The organism is bacterium (assembly GCA_023228325.1).
In the GTDB taxonomy this organism is placed as follows: Bacteria; Auribacterota; UBA6266; order UBA6266; family UBA6266; genus UBA6266.
In genome coordinates, this window is record JALOBK010000001.1 from 636202 (window position 1) to 656008 (window position 19807).

Annotated in this window: 18 protein-coding genes; all 18 read right to left on the bottom strand. The window is 42.3% G+C overall.

Annotated elements, in window-relative coordinates; translation table 11 throughout:
• Nucleotides 1-53: 53 nt before the first annotated feature.
• Nucleotides 54-575 (bottom strand): ferritin family protein, encoded by a 522-nt coding sequence (locus M0R36_02940; GenBank protein MCK9554757.1) that lies wholly within the window; start codon nt 573-575, stop codon nt 54-56.
• Between the two features lie 31 nt (nt 576-606).
• Nucleotides 607-1041 (bottom strand): Rrf2 family transcriptional regulator, encoded by a 435-nt coding sequence (locus M0R36_02945; GenBank protein ID MCK9554758.1) that lies wholly within the window; start codon nt 1039-1041, stop codon nt 607-609.
• Nucleotides 1042-1167: 126 nt separating this feature from the next.
• On the bottom strand, nt 1168-3375 hold the full coding sequence (locus M0R36_02950) for a fused MFS/spermidine synthase (protein ID MCK9554759.1): 2208 nt from the start codon (nt 3373-3375) through the stop codon (nt 1168-1170).
• Nucleotides 3376-3416: 41 nt separating this feature from the next.
• On the bottom strand, nt 3417-4157 hold the full coding sequence (locus M0R36_02955) for a tetratricopeptide repeat protein (protein ID MCK9554760.1): 741 nt from the start codon (nt 4155-4157) through the stop codon (nt 3417-3419).
• Entirely contained in the window at nt 4135-5913 is a 1779-nt protein-coding gene (locus M0R36_02960) for a BatD family protein (protein MCK9554761.1), read from the bottom strand. Before M0R36_02960 ends, M0R36_02955 begins: the two co-directional genes overlap by 23 nt.
• Nucleotides 5914-7107, bottom strand: coding sequence for a tetratricopeptide repeat protein (locus M0R36_02965; GenBank protein MCK9554762.1), 1194 nt, complete (start codon nt 7105-7107; stop codon nt 5914-5916).
• Complete coding sequence (locus M0R36_02970; GenBank protein ID MCK9554763.1) at nt 7097-8110, bottom strand: VWA domain-containing protein; 1014 nt, start codon at nt 8108-8110, stop codon at nt 7097-7099. Before M0R36_02970 ends, M0R36_02965 begins: the two co-directional genes overlap by 11 nt.
• The gene (locus M0R36_02975; GenBank protein ID MCK9554764.1) at nt 8107-9108 is read right to left on the bottom strand and encodes a VWA domain-containing protein; all 1002 of its coding nucleotides are present in this window, start codon (nt 9106-9108) and stop codon (nt 8107-8109) included. Before M0R36_02975 ends, M0R36_02970 begins: the two co-directional genes overlap by 4 nt.
• A gap of 13 nt (nt 9109-9121) precedes the next feature.
• Nucleotides 9122-10066 (bottom strand): hypothetical protein, encoded by a 945-nt coding sequence (locus M0R36_02980; GenBank protein ID MCK9554765.1) that lies wholly within the window; start codon nt 10064-10066, stop codon nt 9122-9124.
• Nucleotides 10063-10974 (bottom strand): DUF58 domain-containing protein, encoded by a 912-nt coding sequence (locus M0R36_02985; protein ID MCK9554766.1) that lies wholly within the window; start codon nt 10972-10974, stop codon nt 10063-10065. Before M0R36_02985 ends, M0R36_02980 begins: the two co-directional genes overlap by 4 nt.
• 27 nt (nt 10975-11001) lie before the next feature.
• Complete coding sequence (locus M0R36_02990) at nt 11002-11991, bottom strand: AAA family ATPase (GenBank protein MCK9554767.1); 990 nt, start codon at nt 11989-11991, stop codon at nt 11002-11004.
• Nucleotides 11992-12026: 35 nt separating this feature from the next.
• A complete protein-coding gene (locus M0R36_02995) occupies nt 12027-12887 on the bottom strand; it encodes a hypothetical protein (protein MCK9554768.1) in 861 nt (286 codons plus the stop codon).
• 5 nt (nt 12888-12892) lie between these two features.
• Nucleotides 12893-13480, bottom strand: a complete 588-nt coding sequence (locus M0R36_03000) for a sigma-70 family RNA polymerase sigma factor (GenBank protein MCK9554769.1) — start codon at nt 13478-13480, stop codon at nt 12893-12895.
• A 50-nt stretch (nt 13481-13530) separates the two neighbouring features.
• On the bottom strand, nt 13531-14886 hold the full coding sequence (locus M0R36_03005; protein MCK9554770.1) for a GGDEF domain-containing protein: 1356 nt from the start codon (nt 14884-14886) through the stop codon (nt 13531-13533).
• Complete coding sequence (locus tag M0R36_03010) at nt 14871-16304, bottom strand: sensor domain-containing diguanylate cyclase (protein MCK9554771.1); 1434 nt, start codon at nt 16302-16304, stop codon at nt 14871-14873. The genes M0R36_03005 and M0R36_03010 overlap by 16 nt, the downstream gene beginning before the upstream one ends.
• Nucleotides 16305-16377: 73 nt before the next feature.
• Complete coding sequence (ugpC, locus tag M0R36_03015) at nt 16378-17481, bottom strand: sn-glycerol-3-phosphate ABC transporter ATP-binding protein UgpC (protein MCK9554772.1); 1104 nt, start codon at nt 17479-17481, stop codon at nt 16378-16380.
• Between the two features lie 122 nt (nt 17482-17603).
• On the bottom strand, nt 17604-18803 hold the full coding sequence (locus M0R36_03020; protein MCK9554773.1) for a DUF748 domain-containing protein: 1200 nt from the start codon (nt 18801-18803) through the stop codon (nt 17604-17606).
• 78 nt (nt 18804-18881) lie between these two features.
• The gene (locus M0R36_03025) at nt 18882-19805 is read right to left on the bottom strand and encodes a hypothetical protein (GenBank protein MCK9554774.1); all 924 of its coding nucleotides are present in this window, start codon (nt 19803-19805) and stop codon (nt 18882-18884) included.
• Between the last annotated feature and the right edge of the window lie 2 nt (nt 19806-19807).

Genomic DNA, 19807 nt, shown 5'->3' on the forward strand with positions numbered 1-19807 from the left:
GCAGCCCTCGCTACAATGAGCCGCAGGCCTTAGCCAGAATCTCACGGTTATTTTCATGCTTTTCCTCCTTTCTCTTTCATATACCTTATCAGTTTATCAATCCGTTCTATGTGTTTGTTTTCTTCGTTAATAATCCTGTCCAGCGCGGCTATGCATCCGCTGTCATCGGTGTTTTCCCGCAAAGTCCTGTAGAAAGCTATTGAGTCATTTTCAATCATCAGCCCGAATCCCAGAACTTCAAAAGGGCTTTTCAATATATCGCTTCTTTCTTTTAAAGCATTGTAAGCGGAAAAAATACCGCTGTCCATATAGTTTACAATATCGTCTTCTTCAAAATTATCACGGCGGGTTTTTAATTCCTTTGCCATTTCTGTTTCAAAAAATTTTAAATGTTCTTTCTCCTGCTCAAGAAGCAGTTTTATTTCCTCTGTTATTTTGTTATCGTCAGAACTGTTTAAGATGCCGGCGTAAAATTTTATTCCTTCCTTTTCAAGATTAACGGCTATTTTATAAGCCTGGATAATATCAAAATCAGCAATTTCAATTTTCCCTTCCTCATTTTTAATTATTTTCATTTTATCTCCATATCCTTTCCGATACCCCCGTTTACCAGTTTCGCTCTTTTCTCCTAAGCAAAAGAAGCTCTTTGAGATTCCTGTTATCAAGATATTTTTCCATATTACTCTTCAACCCGTTCCACAATGACAGGATCCTGCAATCAGAGAAATGTATACATCTTTTCCTTCTTCCTTTTTCCCTGAAACAAACCGGCTTCAACACTTCCCGTTCTATCGCTTTCATTATAGTTAAAACAGATATGTTTTCGGGGCGGGTCTTTAACAAATACCCTCCGCGCCTGCCTCTTATGCTTTTAAGCACTCCGGATCTTTTAAGCAATATCAGGATTTGCCCGACGTAATCGGTCTTTATTTTTTCTTTCCGGGAAATTTCCGTTATCGTTACCGGCACTCTGCTGCCGTATTTGTCGGCGACTCTCAACACGCACGACAGCGCGTAATCAACCCTTGAACTTATTTTCATAAAAAAATTGTATAAAACCCGACAACTTTTGTCAAGTATTAGATTTTTATCCCGCGCTGTTTTAATATTGATTTCCCGGGCTTCAAAAAAATAAAAACCGATTCCCCGGAATATGAGATTTCCTGATCAAAACTCATATATGGAAATACCTATAAGAGCCGACAGGCTGAGCAATCCGGCGATTACACAGACCTGGACCATCCCCAGCACAGGGACAAGGATAGCGCTCGCCGCAAGCGCGCCGAAAAAAGAACCCAGCACATCAAAACCATATGTTTCCCCCGAAACCTGCCCGACCGACTTTTTAAAATCCAGATACAGCCTGTTTGCCAGGGGAAATTGCACTCCTCCCGCAAAACCGGCGACCGCGGGCAGCAGCGGGAAGATAATAAATTCAAATAACACAGCCGTTATATTCCCTCCCGGACAATCCGCCCGCATAAAAATCAGCGGGAGCATAAGAGGATAGACGCACATCACCGCCTGCGCGGCAAAAAAATATTTCCTGGCTTTTCTGTTATCTGAAATGAATCTTGCGGCGAATGCCCCGAGCGCCAGCCCCCCCATAAAAGAAGTTACAAGCAAACCTATCCTGTAATATAAATAACCGTAAAGAACCTGAAACGCTATAATTATCACTATCTGAAATATTATTTCCGCAAAACCCGAGGTAAAAACAGCAAAACACAGCGGAAAGCCCGACCTTCCTCTGATAAAAAACCTCAATATGATTATCATAAGCGGAATGGAAAGAAACCATGATACCCTTATTTTTCCGGCATTTGAGAGGATGTTCCGGAAAGAATCAGAAAATAATGTGCTCCAGTACATTTCAGCATAATAATAACATACAGGAGAAAAATCCGTATTCAGCCTTATCGATCCCTTCTCCCTGACACTTTCGTTGAAATACCTTATCCTTCCGGCGCTCAAAGAATCAAAGAGGTAATATTTTCTCACATATTTTAAATCCAGGTTTCTTTCTTTTACTCTTTTCTCAATGACTGAAGTATCCTGCGTAAGGGCGCCGCGGCTGTTTGAAGACAGGAAAAACAGTTTTCTTCCCGGTATCATTTTTACGTCGGCAAATACCTCCTCAGCCGTTTTATATAAACACGCGATAAGCGATTGAGCCTCGGGGTTGATATAATTTTCGCTCACCGCGATATTAAAGGAAAAGATTCCCCCTTTATTCAACCTTTTGCCGGCGAATGAAAAAAATTCCTCCGTAAAAAGCCGGTTTACCTTTGAATTGGCGGGATCGGAAACATTAATAATAATCACGTCATACAAATCGGAGCTTGTCCGTATATATCTCCTGGGGTCGCTAATTATTATATTCACTCTTTCGCCGCCCGCTTCACCCATATCTTCGCCCAGATATGTTGCGGCGACTTTGATAAGGGCGGGGTCAATTTCAAGATAATCTATTTTTGCTACACTTTTATGCTTTAACGCTTCTTCTATTCCCCCTCCTAATCCGCCTCCCACCATCAATACGCTCAGGGGGCGCCGGTGTTCGAGAAGAGGAATATGCGCTGAATATTCAGCGGACATCCTGTCCGGAACGCTTGCGACCAGGGCCCCGTTTTCAAAAAGAGATAACTGCCCGTTTTCTTCCGTTACAACAATATTGCCGTAAATTGAGTTGGTGTCGCTTATCAAATTAAACCCCCTCCACTGTATACCCTTCGACATCCTGTCAATACGGCCCGCGTTAAAAAAAATAAGAAATGAAAAAAGCAGCATTACCAGAGGCGCCAACCATTGTTTTCTGTTTGATACGCAGTTAAGGGAAAAAATAAATCCGGCCAGTAAAAAAAAGACCGCGGACGATTCAAATACATTCAAAAACCTGATAAAGAAGACGCTTACCGCCAACCCCCCTGATAAGGCGCCTGCCGCTTCGGCGAAATAAACCTTATTAACCGCTTTTTGAGATGACCGGACAATATTCCCGGCGGCGCTGCAGAAAAATGAAAAAATCATACCGTTAGAAAAACAGAGCGGGGCAAGCATAACAAACGAAATAAGCCAGACCGAAGATATCCCGAAAATTTCGCCCGGCTTCATGCCGAGAAACGCTCCGGCGATCCTTATCAGGAAAAAAGTCGCGACAATCAACAGCAAATAAACAACAATCACCGCATGGAGAAAATAAGGAGAGGCATTCCTTGATTTCCGGTTAAGCACCGAAGCGAAGAAACTCCCGCCGGAAACCCACAGGAGCCAGGAAGAAAGAACGACGCCGGCTGACAATTCGTTTCCGCCGAAAAGGACCATGGCCTCTCTCAGAAACAATATCTGAGAACCGGTGGAAATGAATCCAATCACAAATACTGTAAAAAAAATGATCCCTATGATTTACCCCTTTATCATATAATTTCCACATCCCCCGCGTAAATCCATCCGCCTTCACCGTCTATAAGTTTTCCGTAAAACCACTTTCCTCTTTTTTCAACAACAAAAACTTCCGTTCCTTCGTGAACTCTCATCTTAACGGTCTCATCTTCGCCGGGCCCGTATCTGATAACGGATTCTTTCACCATCACGATTGCCTGTTCCTGCCCAAGAGAACATTTCCTGTACAACAGAGAGCCGGACAACAGCAGCCAGCACGCAAAACAGACTGCCGCAAAATAGTATATTATCCTCTTTGAAAAAACAAAAAACGAAACTGACAACAGAACCATAAACGATAAAAACAAAGCCGCGGAAAGATAAACCAATTCTTTCAATGAAAAATACTCCGCCGGGCCCGAAAACATCCCCGCAAAAAAAGATTTTTTAGCCGGAATCACTTTATCTTTTTTAAACCTGGCGACATATTCCAGGTTTGCCTTTGCTTCCGGGTCTCTCGGGTTAATGTTTAAAGCTCTCTTATAGTTAAGGATCGCTCTGCCTAAATTGTCCGCCCGGAAATAGGCATTGCCAAGATTAAAATAAATGTCGGGATTTCCGGGACATTTGTCTTTTACCGCCTCCTCATATTTGATAATTGCTTCCTCATAATCCCCTTTATCATAAAAATCATTTCCCCGGCTTATGATATTATCCCCGGAAAAACAAAAACCGCATAACAAGGTCATTAAACTAAATACGCCTGTTAATCTCATTTATAATCACCTTTGCTTTTTTGATTATATCCTGCATTTCTTCGCGATCGGGTTTATATGAAGTAAATGTAATCTCATCACACCTGTCGAATATCTTCTTTACTTCTTCAACCGTATTTTGTCCGATCCTGTCCCTGAATTTCAGGTTTATGATATCCGCATCAACCGAAGGCGCCGGAATATGGATTTTCCCGCCGATAAACTCTCTTATCGCATTTTTTAAAGAAGTCGAAAATTCCTTTTCCCTGTTTTTTAACGCAAACTCATTCGCCTGCCTGAAAAGGGCTTTCACCTTTTTGCCGGAAAACATTTTTCTCGCGTAGAATTCATTGTTTTTAAGTTTTTCCCTGTGAATGTTAAGAAGGAACGCGGCGGCAAAAAGAACTATTCCCGTAAAATAGATTAAAAATATTACCGCCTTATTCGGGCCGGCGCATACCGGACTTTCTTCATCTTTTACGTTCTTGCGGTAAACAGGCAGATCCGATTTTTCTTTAACAACTTTATCGCCTGATAAGGCTCCCTGCCCGCCGCTTATGGTAACAAGCTGGACAGGCCCCGTGTCCCTTCCCTCCTCAACCTTTAATTTTAACGGTTGGGTAGCAATGGTCTTATACTCATTTTCAACCGGCTCAAAATAATTCAACTTCACCCCGGGAATCACGAACTCGCCGGGCTTCTGGGGAATAACTATATAACTGAATACCTTTTGTCTTTCAAGTGTGTCGCTTGCGCTGAGATTACTTATTTCGGTCTCAATTCCAGCAATATTAAATCCTTCCAGTTCCGAAACAGGAGCTTTTATGCCGGCGATATTTCCGTTCCCGGCAACTGAAAATTTAAATGTAAGCGGTTCACCGGCAGCCGCGGTATTTTTGCTTAACGAAGCCTGCACGGTATATTCTCCGATCTGCCCCGTAAAATCATCGGGTTTTCCCTTTTTCGGGAGCGGTTTAATATCTATTTTATTTTTCTTCCCGCCCAAAACTACCTTTTCAGTCTCATAACCTATCCATTTTCTTCTGTAATAAACATTAAATTCGAATTTAGGGCCCTGTATAAACTGCATCCCTGTATTCATCGGGAAATATGCCGTTCTTATTTCAAAAACCCTGTAGAGCGTATCCCCGACTTTTTCATCGTATTGAATCCTGTCGGCAAAAACTTCCGAAACAAAACCGGGGCTTGCCTGAGGAACAGTCCTCAAGTTATCAATTGCAAGTTTCCCGTCATAATAAAATTTAGTGACCAATACAATCTGTTCTCCCGCAAAAGCGACTTCTTTACTCGGATATTCATGCACAAATACATGTTCATCGGTTTCGGGGGCTTTAGCTGCTTTTTCACCGGAAGGCTTTCCCTGTATTATATTGGCCGGCGGTGAAGCCGGGCCTTTTTTAACTGTTATTTTAATCGGGTCGGTTTGTATTTCCCTGCCATCAATCTTCGCAGTCGCGGCCCCGATTACCAGTTCCCCTTCTCTCTCGGGAACAAGCGTATACATATATTCCTTAACAAAAATGTTCTTCTTCCCGGTCCCCATCGAAAGTTTTGTCGCAATGCTCCTGCCCCTTAAATAAAATCCGCTGAAATCCGGCAGTACGGGATCCGTTTCTATATTGCCCTCTAAAATCACCGTAAAATAAACGGGCTCTCCCAAAACCACCTCATCTGAATTCACCTTTGAGGTCATCTGAAGCCCGAAAACACTCCCCGAAACAAACAACAGTAATATAACTAAAAAGAGTCTCTTCATTTACCAGTCCTTTTCCAAATCTTCAACAGGTATAATTGTTCTCTCCCTGAAATATCCTTTTCTTGCCTCTTTCTCTTCATCCTCCGATATCCCCAGTATAACAGCCTCCTTCTCATCAACAGGTTCTTTCCCTTCGGGGATAACTTCCATAATCACCCCTTCTGTTCCCTCTTCAGGAGATTCTTCCCCGGGCAAGACTTCATCGGGCACACTCACAGGAACTTCCGCGGGTGTTTCCTTTCCGCCTTCGGGAGCGGTCTCTTCCCTGCCCGCTTCTTCATCTCCGGGACGCTCCTCCCGGGGGAACTCACTGTTGGGAAATTCACTTTCCGGCGCAGGCGCCTCTTTATCTCCGGGCCCGCCCGGCGCTTTTCTTTCTTCATCTTCACCGGGACCGCCCTGATCGGGAGCTTTTTTCCCGCTGTCTTTTTTATTCAAATCGTCCAGTTTGCCGCTTTGCCCGATTCCTTTATTATTATTTCCGTCGCCTTTCCCTCCGTCGCCTTCACCCTGGTCTCCATCTCCTTTGCCTTTATCCTTTGACTGGTCTTCTTCTTCCTCAGATTCTTCTTTGCCCTTCCCGGGTTTTTTCGATTCTTCGGTATCTTCACCTTCCGAATCTTCTTTGCTCTCCGAAACATTTTCCGCCCGGCCCATGCCCGCGGTTTCAGACGGGGAATCTTTTTCTTTATCCTGTTCCTGCCGCCTCTGTTCCTGGCTTTCCTCTAATTCTTTTATCTTGTTTTTCGTGTATTCATAATTATATTTGGCGGATTCATTTTCATTGTCAATATTAACGGCCTTTTTATAAAAATCAAGCGCTTCCTTCAATTTCCCCTGCCTGTATTTGACATTCCCCATATTGAACAAAACGTTAAACAACAAATCATCTCTTTCTTCCCACGGTTCGATTGTCTTTAAGTAATTATCTTCCGCTTCGTCATATTTGCCGACTTTATAAGCCGAATCGGCAAAATTATAATCTATTTCCGGTATATCCGGATTCCCCGCTTTTACGTTTCCGTATATACCATAAGCTTCATCGAACCTGCCCTTATTAAAATATTTTTCCGCTCTGCCGAGAGCAATTGACTCCAGGGGAGATATCCTGTGCGTGCTCATCGCAAAAATAATCAGGGCAAGCATAAGCACAAGCGACAAAATAAACAGGATTAAAAATTTTCTAATACTCAACCTCTTTTTTCCTTTCTTCTATCAGTGACTCCAGGATAAAAAGAATAAGCGCGGCAAAAAGGACGATTTGATACCTGTTCTCATATTTCTTGGCGGTTGAAGATTTAATTTCACGTTCCTCAAGTTTTGCTATGCCGTTCCTGTATATTTCTTTCAGGTCTTCATCACCCGGCACAGCCTTGACATATGCCCCCGAGCCCGTAATTGCCGCGATTTTGGCAAAGGTATCTTTCTCAAGCTTTGTGTTTACAAAATTACCCTCTCTGTCTTTTAAGAAACCTTTTGTCCCGTCATCTTTTATTACGGGTATTAACCCGCCTCCCAATGTCCCTACACCCATCATATAGAGGCTTATACCGGAATTTTTCAAAGCTTTCACCGCGGCTTCCGTATGTTTGCCATGGTCTTCCCCGTCGGTTATAAGAAAAATCACATGATATTTCGATTCAGACCCCTCAAATGATCTTGTCGCGGTGTTTATGGCCTTTCCGAGGTCGGTGCCGCCATGTGATACCATATCGGTATTAACATCCTGAAGGAAAAGGTCAAATACGGCATAATCCGCCGTCAAAGGGCATTGCAATATACTTGAACCGGAAAAAATCACCAGCCCCACCCTGTCGCCTTTCAGCAGGCTGATAAGCCTGCGGATTTCGGTTTTTGCCCAATCAAGTCTGTTGGGTTTTATATCTTCCGCCAGCATACTTCTCGACACATCGAGAAGCACCATTATATCAACCCCTCTTGTTTTTGTTTCCTCAATCTTATATCCCCACTGGGGGCCGGCCATCGCAAATACCATTAATACCATCGCAAGCGACAGTATCAGTATCCTGATCTTGCCCAGAAACGGGCTGGCCGTTGAAGAAAGCTTCTTAATCAGCCTGTCATCTCCGAGAACTTTAACCCGGTTGCGCTTCCCTGTATAAAACCTGATCAATAGAATTATCATCAGGCCAACGGGAATCATAAACCAGAGATATTCGTATTCTGCAAATTTCACGGCAATTTCCTGAAAACAGTATTTACGAAGATTAAATATAGAAATAAAATCGCTAATCCCGCAATCAGGCAATACGGGTAAAATTCTTTATACTGCATGTAAAATTTTTGTTTTATTTCCGACCGTTCAAGCTCATCTATTTTTTCAAATATGCCTTTCAGTGAATTTGCGTCGGTCGCGCGGAAATACAAGCCCCCGGTCTTTTCGGAAATTTTATTAAGCAATTCATCATCAAGCTCTGCCGCGACTTTCGAGTAAACAACCTCCCCGAACAAGTCTCTGCCGACGGGAATTGCCTTGTCTCCCTTGCTGCCCACACCGATTGTGTATACCTTAACACCGTATTTCCGGGCTATATTAGCCGCATCAAGCGGATCTATGGTGAATATATTGTTTGCGCCATCGGTAATGAGTATTATCAACTTGCTTTTAGCGTCGGATTTTTTAAGTTTATTAACCGCGGTGCCTATCGCGCTTCCTATCGCCGTCCCGTCTTCTATCATACCCGGCTGAACGGCCCTGATTCTTTCAAGAAGATAGGTATGGTCAAGAGTGGAAGGACAAACGGAAAAAGCATATCTGGAGAAAATTACAAGTCCCATCCTGTCCGCGCTTCTGTTGCCGATAAACTCCGATAAAACCTTTTTTGCGACATCCATCCTGGATACATAAGTATTGTTTTCCTCAAGATCAGGCAGCGTCATGCTGGTCGATATATCCAGGACAATAAGCACATCTATGGTTTCCACCGGGATTTTCGTTTCTTCAATAACCGATCTCGGCCTTGCAAGAGCGATTATAAACGCCGCAAGCGAAAGCATCCTTAAAATATTGAGGATGAATTTCCCCTTTGCTTTCGCAACACCCATCGCTTTTCTTATGTTTTCGACAGATGAAAAGACAATCCCGCCCCCGGATCTCTTCCTGCTCCAGTAAAAACCGAGTAAAGGGACCAGCAGCAAAAAATATAAAAAATTAACGTTTTCAAATTCAATCATAAAAACCGGCTTTTTACTTCCTTATTTCGGCATTTTCCGATTGCTTTGTGCCGTCAACAAAACGCACCGAATCCTCAAAAGAAGCGATCATGTCTTCCCCTGACGGCATATAGTTGGCGAATTTAACTTTGTCGCACTGTCTTAAAAATCTTTTGAGGAACTCCTTTCTTTCATCATTGAAATCATCTGAATCCGAAATCTCCTGCAGGAATTCCTCGGTTGTTCTTTCAGGGGCGCGCAGCCCGAAACGGTCTTCAATATAACGCCTTATTATCGCTGACAGCCGGAAATAAAACATTTTTATCAGACCCTTATTTATTAAATCGCTTTCCTTGAGATCGCTAAAAGCGTTAAATGCCCTTTCATGAGGAGATAAATACGTTTCCCGGAACAGGGAAAAGCGCTTTTTCCCGGATTTCATCAGTAAAATAAAAGCTGAAAACATAAAAACAACAATAATCGCAATGATGAGCAAATAAACGGCAAATGACGGAGCGGCAAAAACACCTTTTATGTCTTTTATGTCGCCGGGTTGTTCATCGAGGACGCTTTTGACTTCAACATATATTTCCTCAGTCTTATAAATCTTCTGGCCTCCTCCGGGAAATATAATTTTTACCTCCGCGGGGTCCAGTATATAGCCTCCTATATTGTATCCGCTTAAAACATACTCATATTCATCCTGTATAAAATCCGCCGTTTTCATCTTTTCCGACTTATGCTTAACGGCTACTATCTCAAGATCTCCTATCTTATTCAGGAATTCGGGAAACTCCGCCGAAGAGCCGTAAGGGTATATCGAACGTACCGTATATTTCACAGGTTGCCCGATCTTAACATATGATTTATCCACAAAAGCATTCGCTGAAGTCTGCATATCCGCCGCTTTAGACCCGGAGGCAAAAACAAAGAAAATTATAAACAATAAGATATACACGGGAAAATTTGTTTTTTTCATCTCACCATACTTCTTCTTGCGCGGCCTCTGAAAAATTTCTCAACGGGATCCAATACCGATTTTCCTGTTTCGACGGGAATGATATCTATGTTCATGGAGCGTATTTTTCTGTAAAGATCCCTGTCTTCGGATGTTGTTGCCTCTTCATATCTTCTGCGGAATCCCTGATCGTTTGTGTCAACCAGGACGATTTCCCCTGTCTCGGCATCTTCAAACTGGACTATGCCCGCCCCCGGAATGGATTTCTCAAGATAATCCCGCACATGGACCGCGATCACATCATGTTTCTTTGAAGATATCATCATGGGTTTTAAATAGCCGGCATCATAGAAATCCGATATCACAAACATTACGCTCCTCTTTATTAAAACCTTATTTGCAAAGTTTATCGCTAAAGCAAGGTCTGTTTTCCTGCCTGAAGGCTTAAAGAATAAAATTTCCCGTATAACCCTCAGAACATGTTTTTTCCCTTTTTTAGGCGGAATATATTTTTCTATTTTATCGGTAAATATCAACAAGCCTACCTTATCGTTATTTTTTATTGCCGAAAAAGCCAGCGCGGCGGCAAGCTGGGCCGCAAGTTCGTTTTTCATCTGTACACGGGTGCCGAACTTGTTTGAACGGCTCATATCAACCAGAAGCATGACCGTTAATTCTCTTTCCTCAACATACAGCTTTATAAAAGGGGAACCCATCCGGGCGGTAACGTTCCAGTCTATTCCCCTGACATCATCTCCGGGAACATATTCCCTTACTTCTTCAAATTCGATTCCCTTCCCTTTGAAAACACTTTTGTACGCGCCGGATAATACCTCATCGACCATTTTAGTCGTATATATCTGTATCTGCCGGACTTTCTTAAATATTTCTTTTTTAAGCTGTGTCTTCTTCATCCCCGCGTCTTTCATCTCCCGTTTGATTCATGCCCCCCGTCCCTACGGGACTTCAATGGTATCAAAAATCTTTTGAATAATTGTCTCGGAATCAATGTCTTCAGCTTCCGCCTCGTAAGTAACGATTATCCTGTGGCGAAGAACATCCATCCCGATGGATTTTACATCCTGAGGCGTTACATAACCCCTTCCCTGCAGAAACGCATAGGCTTTGGAAGCTATGGTAAGATAAATACTGGCCCTGGGGGACGCGCCATATTCGATAAAATCCCTCAAATCTATATTGAATTTATCCGGTTCCCTTGTGGCAAACACGACATCAAGTATGTAATCCTTAATCTTATCGTCAATATAAATCTGGTCTACAAGAGCTCTGGCTCTGATTATATCTTCCGGGTTAATCACGGAATTAACCTGTATATTACCGCCCGTAAAAGCCATCCTCTCAATTATTTTTTTCTCTTCGTCCCTGAAAGGATAGGTTATTTTGGCTTTCAACATAAACCTGTCCACCTGCGCTTCAGGCAGAGGATATGTGCCCTCCTGTTCAATGGGATTCTGGGTGGCAAGCACAAGAAAAGGATCCGTAAGTTTAAAGGTTTCTTCTCCGATTGTAACCTGCCGCTCCTGCATAGCTTCCAGTAACGCGCTTTGAACTTTAGCCGGAGCCCTGTTAATTTCATCAGCCAGAATAAAATTGGCAAAAATCGGGCCTTTTTTAACGCTGAATGTGCCTTCTTTGGGATTGTATATCAACGTTCCGACAATATCCGCAGGCAGAAGATCGGGTGTAAACTGTATGCGCTGGAATTTGGCATTTATACACGACGCAAGCGTCTTGACGGAAAGCGTTTTGGCAAGCCCCGGCACACCCTCAAGAAGAACATGCCCGTTGCCAAGCAGTCCTATAATCAAACGTTCTATCAGGTATTTCTGGCCAACCATAACTTTTGCCATTTCATCAAGTAAATCTTTGATAAAAGAAAATTCCTGTTCAATTTTTTTGGTAAGGACGGTAATATCCCCGCTCATATGGAACTCCTTTCAAATCTCTGATTTCAAAAATCTCAGTTCCGGATAATATAATTTCCTCTGTCAGTCTCTATTTCATAAACACCGCTGTCAATCCCGTCATAAACAGTCCTGGCATCCCCGATGTTATTGACTTCATTGCCCTGCAATTTTATTATCTTATCTCCTCTTCTTATCCCCTTATTGTATCCTTTCGAAGTTTCATCTATGTCTTCCACTATCAGAAAACCGGGCCCTTCTTTATATCCGTCAATTTCCTGTATCCGCATTCCCAGTTCGGGAAGGTTCATGAAAACCGGGGCGTTTTTCCCGCGGGCCTTCCGTAATCCGTCTTTCCGCTCAAGCAGAGGTTTTGACTCAATATCCGCTTTTAGCAGTTTTGTGGTTTCAGGACGGGTGTAAAAACCGGACCGAATCTGCGGTTTTCCAACGGGAGAAAAATCAAATTTTTCGTTCTCCGCGCCGAGGCCGGCAAACTCTTCCCTTTTTGCCGGTTCGGATATGTCAGGCTTATCCGCGGAAGTTTCCCTCTCTAATGTTTTTTCATTATGGACAAAATAATAACCGGCAATAATAAAGATACAGGCAGCCGCGGCAACAACGGCTATACGTTCCGCTTTCAGAAAAAAGATATTTCCTGTTCTGCCGGGCCTTCCGGTTCCGGCGGCTTTTTCCCCGTTTTTTATTCTCCCGGTAATCCTTCCGGGCAGGCTTTCAAAATAGCCTGCGGGAGCATCTGTTTTCCTGCGTTCCAGAAAAATTTCTCTCACCGCCATTATTTTTTCGTATTCGGCTCTGCAACCGGCGCAGGAATTCAAATGTTCAAAAAGCTTTTCAGACTCTTTTTTCTCAATCTCACCCCAGGCCAAATCAACAAGTTTCTCTTTGTCGCACATAACCATCATCCTTTTATTTCGGAAGCCAGCGGTTTCAAACAATCATAAAGCTTCTTTCTCGCGTAATGAAGCCTCGATCTCACAGTGCCTTCGGAAATTTTCAAAATCTTCGCAATCTCAGAATGTGACATCTCCTGAAGGTCAAACATAACAATCACGGAACTGTGTTTTGCCGGCAGTTTTTTTAAAGCGGCGTCAATTATCATTTTCTTATCTTTAATATTCAGTAACTCCTTGGGATCCGACACATCAGGCAAACCTGATTTTTGGCTTGCCCGGCCGCCAAAATTTTCCATTTCATCCAGGCTTGTTTCCTTCCTGATCTTACGCCTGCGAAGCCTGTTTATAGCCTTGTTAACAGCAATACGGTGAATCCATGTCCCAAGTCCGGCTTCCTTTCTGAATTTACCGATATTTTTATAAACACTTATAAAAACCTCCTGCGCTATATCATCCGCGTCCTGGTGAGACCCCGTCATCCTATAGGCAAGAAAATATACATTCTCCTGATGGCTGCGGATTATCTGTTCAAACGCGGATTCGTCACCGACAGACGCTTTCTCTATAATATCAAATTCATTTTTTGCTTTCATATTTATGGACGCCTTACGGCAAAAAATCGTTCAAAATATAATTACACATTTTACAGGCAACATACCTGGTTTCTTCCCTCTTCTTTAGCCGTATAAAGGGCATTGTCGGCCAGTTCTATAAGACGGGAAGGGTTATCACAATCCTCGGGAAAGTTTGAAATCCCTATGCTGACCGTCAGGTCCATTTTTTCTTCCTGAACGATGAAATCATGCTTCATCACTTTTATCCGCAGTCTTTCCGCAACCTTAAACGCATTATCTTTGGATGTATTCGGAAGGGCCATACAGAATTCTTCCCCGCCGTAACGGCCGACAAGATCTCCCTGCCTGGCCCGGTCTTTCAGGACAAACGCAAGTTCTTTAAGTATGATGTCCCCGACCAAATGCCCGTACGTATCGTTATATTTTTTGAAATGGTCTATGTCTATCATAAGAAAAGAAAACGGGCTTTTTATTTTCAGCGCCCGTTCAATTTCGCTGTCAAACCTTTTCATAAAATAACGCCTGAGATATAACCCCGTTAATTCATCTATAATCGATAATTCCCTGATCTTTTCATAAAAAGAGGTCTTCTTGATTTCCAAAGCCGCGTCGGCAATAAGAATCCTCACATTTTCAAGTTCATCGAAAGACACGCCGCCAAAAATAAGGACGCCGAGCACTTCGTCTTCTGTTTTCATGGGAATCGCAATAATATCATACGGGGATAAAGATTCGTTTGATTCTCCGATTCTAAGTTTTCCGGACGCATCTTTATAAATAACTTCCCTGTGCCGCATTACGGAATCAAAGACCTCTTTTTCCTCCTTATTAAAATCTTTATCTGATATATTGCATGTTTTAAGGTCTACAATATCGGGGCTTTTATCCCCCGATTCAATTGAAAGCCTGAATATAATCATCTTGCCCCATTTGAAGTTCGAAAGTTCCCTTATACAGCAGGCGCATTCGCTCAGGGTTTGTGCCATATCCAGGTTTGAACTCATGGAAGTAAGGCCTTTATATAATTTCTCTACTTCATTAACCTCTTTCCTTTTTTCTTCATTCTCCGCTTTTACCGCACGGTGTTTTTCAGAAACATTATCATATCTGTCTCTTGCTCTTCTGTAGTTGCAAAACGCTTCTTCAACTCTGAGAACCTGTTTGTTCCTGTAAAAAAATATAACTGTAATATAAATAACCATATAACAGAGGCTCAATCCTATAAGCCACGGGGATTCATATAAGAAAATACCGTCTTTTTCAAGCATCTTGTATACAAGAAAAATCACGATATGAGCCAAGCCGGCAAAAGAAATAAGACAGGCGACCCTGTAGCTGAAAAACAGGCCGATTATAATAATCAGCGCGGTATAAAACGGTAAAGCAAAAAATAAATTCAGGTTTATTATCAGCCCTTCTGCCATAACACCGCCCTGTTCTTTCCCTGCCCTTTAGCCGCATACAGGGAACTGTCCGCCGCCTCAATTAAATCTTCGGCCTTCTTAAATGCGGAATCCATAAAAGCGACACCCGCGCTTACCGTAACCCTTATCCTGTCTTCTCTTATGGTCTCTTCGGAAGAAGCGATACTTCCGCATATTTTCTCAGCAAATTCAAAAGCTGTCCCGGAAGATATCTCAGGCAATATACACGCAAACTCTTCTCCTCCGTATCTTGCCACTATACCTTTCTGCCCTATAATCGCCTGAATTTCCCCCGCAGTCTTCCTGAGCACTATATCTCCCACAACATGCCCGTATTTATCATTCAACTTTTTAAAATCATCTATGTCCATCATTATCAATGACAGCGGCTTTTCCGTTCCCTGCTTTACATACTCGGTTATCTTCTGCCTGAAATAACCCGCCGTAAACAAGCCTGTTAACCCGTCTTTTATGGCAAGCAGCCTGGTTGTTTCATAAAGCTGGGAATTTGAAAAAGCCAATGCCGAAAGATTCGCGATAATTGAAAGAATCCTCAGGTCATCAACGGAATAAAGTCCGGGTTCCTCATTGTTTATCTTGAGTATTCCCATAATTTTATTGTCACTGATTAAAGGCGAGGCAATTATGCTCTTCGCCATACTGCTGTATTTTCTGCCGAATCTGAAATCTTTATTCAGATCCGATATATGCACAGGCTGTCTGTTCCTGAATATCCATTGGTTTAAATCATCCTTCTCGAAGTACGTAAAATCATCGCTCTTCACCCTGTACGCGTTCAAACCCCGGAGTTCCATGGTCCTCATATCCTCGGTTAAAAGATAAATCTGATAAACCCCGGATTTCTGGATAATCTGAATCATGTTTTTTATCACTTTTTTGATAAGTTCTTCTCTGGTAAGGGAAATGCCTATATCTTTCGAAATAACCCTCAGTTTGGATATCCTGAGCAGTTTTCTGTCAAGTGATTCTCCCAGCAAACTTTCTTTTTGAAGGTCTTTGAACAGGGTATTTGCCGATTCGGAGATATCGTTGGATTTAATTTTTATATCCGAAACTTCATTATTCTGCTTATTCCAGAACCTATACAGCGACATGCTTACCGCGGCAAACGCGAAACCGTTGGATAAAAATTCCCATTTCTGGAATACAGCCGCCACAAACACGGTAACGATTACAGACAGGCCTGCGATTATGCTTCCTGCGATATTACCCATCAGAAACCAGGCTGATGTTATTATCAGGGTGTAGAACGCAACCGCATAAAACGAATAATATTCAAATTTTTTTATTTCGTACCGGTAAGAGTAAGTATAGGTCAGAGATATTATTATATATGTCAGTATGACCGCGGTAACAACGGTAAGAATCTTAAGGTGTTTTTCCCTTATTCCAATCATAATACCCCTTCAAAAAAAATGCGAGCGTATCCCTACCACTCGCAATTTATCTTCTTCAAAAATCCGTGGTATGCTACACAATCGTTTTTTCAGTATCGACATCGAAGAAGTGGGCATGATTCATATCAAATACCAGTTCAAGGTCTTGATTAACCTCTGCTTTTTCATGCGAATCTACTCTGGCTATAAATGGATTTGTACCGGTATTCATATAAAGATATATCTCTGAGCCCATTGGCTCAATGACTTCCACGGTTGCTGTGATAGTAGATTCAGGATCGGCGCTGCTCATAAACAACTTATCAAAAATGTCCTCAGGCCTTATTCCAAAATATATTTTTTTATCAATGTATGTCTCCAGTTTGGGAATCATATCATTCACAATTCTGACCTTGAAGTTTCCTTCATCGAAGAAAAGCCCGCCTTTCTCGCTTATAACCGAGCCTCCCATAAAGTTCATGGGAGGGCTTCCTATAAAACCCGCGACAAATTTATTCGCGGGATGTTCATATAAAGTCAACGGGTCGGCTACCTGTTGTATAAAACCGTCTTTCATAACAACGATCCTATCCCCCATTGTCATAGCTTCTGTCTGGTCATGTGTAACGTAGATCATTGTGGACTGAAGTTTTGTGTGGAGTTTTGATATTTCCGTCCTCATCTGGACTCTCAGCTTAGCGTCAAGATTTGAAAGAGGTTCATCGAAAAGAAAAGCTTTCGGTTTTCTGACTATTGCCCGTCCGACGGCCACTCTCTGCCGCTGTCCGCCCGAAAGGGCCTTGGGTTTCCTGTCGAGGAGAGCCGTTATCCCCAGTATTTCAGCCGCTTCTTTAACCCTTTTATCTATTTCTTCCTTTGAATATTTCCTGAGCTTCAGGCCAAAAGCCATATTCTTATAAACCGTCATGTGGGGATAAAGGGCATAATTCTGAAACACCATCGCAATATCCCTGTCCTTGGGAGGAATATCATTTATAACCTTCCCGTCTATCGTAACAGACCCCGATGTTATTTCCTCAAGGCCCGCCACCATTCTCAAGGTTGTGGATTTACCGCAACCCGAGGGCCCGACCAGCACAAGAAACTCTTTATCCGAAATGTCCAGATTGGCGCTCTGAACGGCAACGACCCCGCCGGGATACACTTTCTTCACATCCTTAAGAACAACTTTTGCCATATAAATACTCCTTAATGGAAATTACATGATAATTATAACACCTATAAGACCTCAAATAATAACACTTTTTTCCGCCAGTTGTCAAAAAAAACAAAGTTAAACAGAGATGAAGTGAAAAACACCTATTTCTGGCCGGGATTTATGTAATCGACAACCCCGTTTACGGTATCGGATATTTTATCTTTTATCTTTTTCACGCCGTTTGAGATGTTCTCTCCGGTAATATCAATGCCTTCTTTTATACTGCCGGCAGCCTTAAGCGGAATATCAAGGGCATTGAGAATGGAATTTATTATCACTTTTTCACTGCCCGGAGCAAGCCTGACCTGCGGGTCGGATATATTGCCCGTTAGAGTATAATGGAATTTCATGTCATTATGTTCCGATATGTGCATCACGACTTTTTCCACGGCAACACCAAAAAGCTGTTGCGAAATAAGACCTTCTTTTACCCTCACGGCAACTTCTTTCAATTCTATATAACCGCCGCCTACAAGTTCCTCGTCCCGGCACGCGCCCCTGCAAAAAACGGATATTTCTCCGCTATCTATAATTATAGGTGAAGCCGGATTATAATAAGGGCTGAACCGGTTAAGCACAACATTGTCCAGATGTATATCAATCTCAAAATCTTTTACGATAGCCGCGGGATCGAATTTCCCGCATATGTGTATTTTTGACCTTTCCATATCCCCTATACCTGCATCAAGGGTCAATTCAGCGTATTTATCTTCCGCGGGAGGCGGTAAATAAAACTTTTCCAGAACGAGATTAATGTCTTTCAGGTCCATGCTGAATTGTTTTTCGGGAAAATCGTCCTTAAACCGGACAATCCCTTCATAAATCTTCAGCGTCCCGATCTGCAGGCCCCGGAGATTTATTTTCCCGGATTCTTCACCTGTATAAGAACTCAGTCTTTTCTTAATCTCAACAATATTTATCTCTTTTTCCCTGTTTCTTTCGACATTTAAAACAGGTTTCTTCACAATCGCATGATTAATCCATAAATGTCCCGACATCAAAGCCCGAAGGTTCAATCCGGCTTTGATGCTGTCCGCCGTAAAAAAAGGGTCCCTGCCGGAATTCACATCTGTCAGGCTTATATTCTCGATCTCTATTTCCCCTGTAATGATTCCCAATTTAAAATCATCAAATCTTATATCGAGGCTTGTTTTGTCATATATCCTGGAAACAACGAAATTCCTGAATATATCGGTAAAATATATATACAGAACACCGGATGTCAGGCAGAAAATCACGAGGAAATATACCGCAAGACGCAATAATATATGTTTTTTTGCGTATTTAGTCTGTTTTTTCATAATTAATACGGATATGGATATATATCAGGGTTAGACACAGGAAAACCTAAAATGCTCGAATATTTTTCCGGACGGGGCTTAATTTTCTGACGCGCTGATGGTCTCATCAACATTTCTTCTGTCGGTTTCCGCTGATTGCCAGATTTTGTTCGCTTCTTTAAGATATCTTTTTTGTGTGCTGGCTGTAGGAGAGTTTTTTGCTTTTATATAAAAGTCTATGGCTTTAAAATACAGTTTCATACATGAATAATAACCTCTGCTTACTCTTTTGCTTATTTCAAGCAGTTTATTACCCACAGCTTCAGCGTCTTTCGCGTTTCTGAAGGGTGGATTTTCAGGGTCGTCCCATATAAGCTCATCAAGGATGTCCGACAGATAGTCACTGCTTTCTTCCGCTGTCAACCGCCTGTTTGTATCCTTAATCTTTTTTGCTCTCTCTGCTTTTAATTCCGCTTTTCTTCTTATAGTTTCAATTTCTTTTTCCTTTTTCTCTTCCCTGGTTATCCATCTCCCTTTAAGCTTCACCAGGCCTTTCGCCTGCTGTTGTTTATCAAACCTGTTTACCAGTTCCGCTTTCTTGTTATAAAGATATATAAGTTTTTCCTTGTCCTCTTCAGGCATCGGAATTATCTCTTTTATCCTGTCCTTAAAAATTCTCATAAGGTTTGAATTAACAGATATCTTCAGATACTCTTTATTCTCTTCAAGTATCCTGCCTTCCATGGTTATTCCATTCTGCATTAATATCTTGTCACGCGGAATATTATCGGAAATTTCCCTGATTTTTGTCAGAAGCAGTATGTATTCTGTTTCAGTTATGTCGCCCTGAGGGATGGCAATAAGTTCATAATCGATATTCGCGGTTTGTGACATTATCAGAGGTTCTGCGGCTCCGACATCAATATCAGGTTCATTCGGGATCTGTTCCTCCGCGTGCGCCGCGGAAAAAACAGCGCAAAAAACAACCGCAAATAAACTTATATGGTTCTTCGCAAAACTCATAT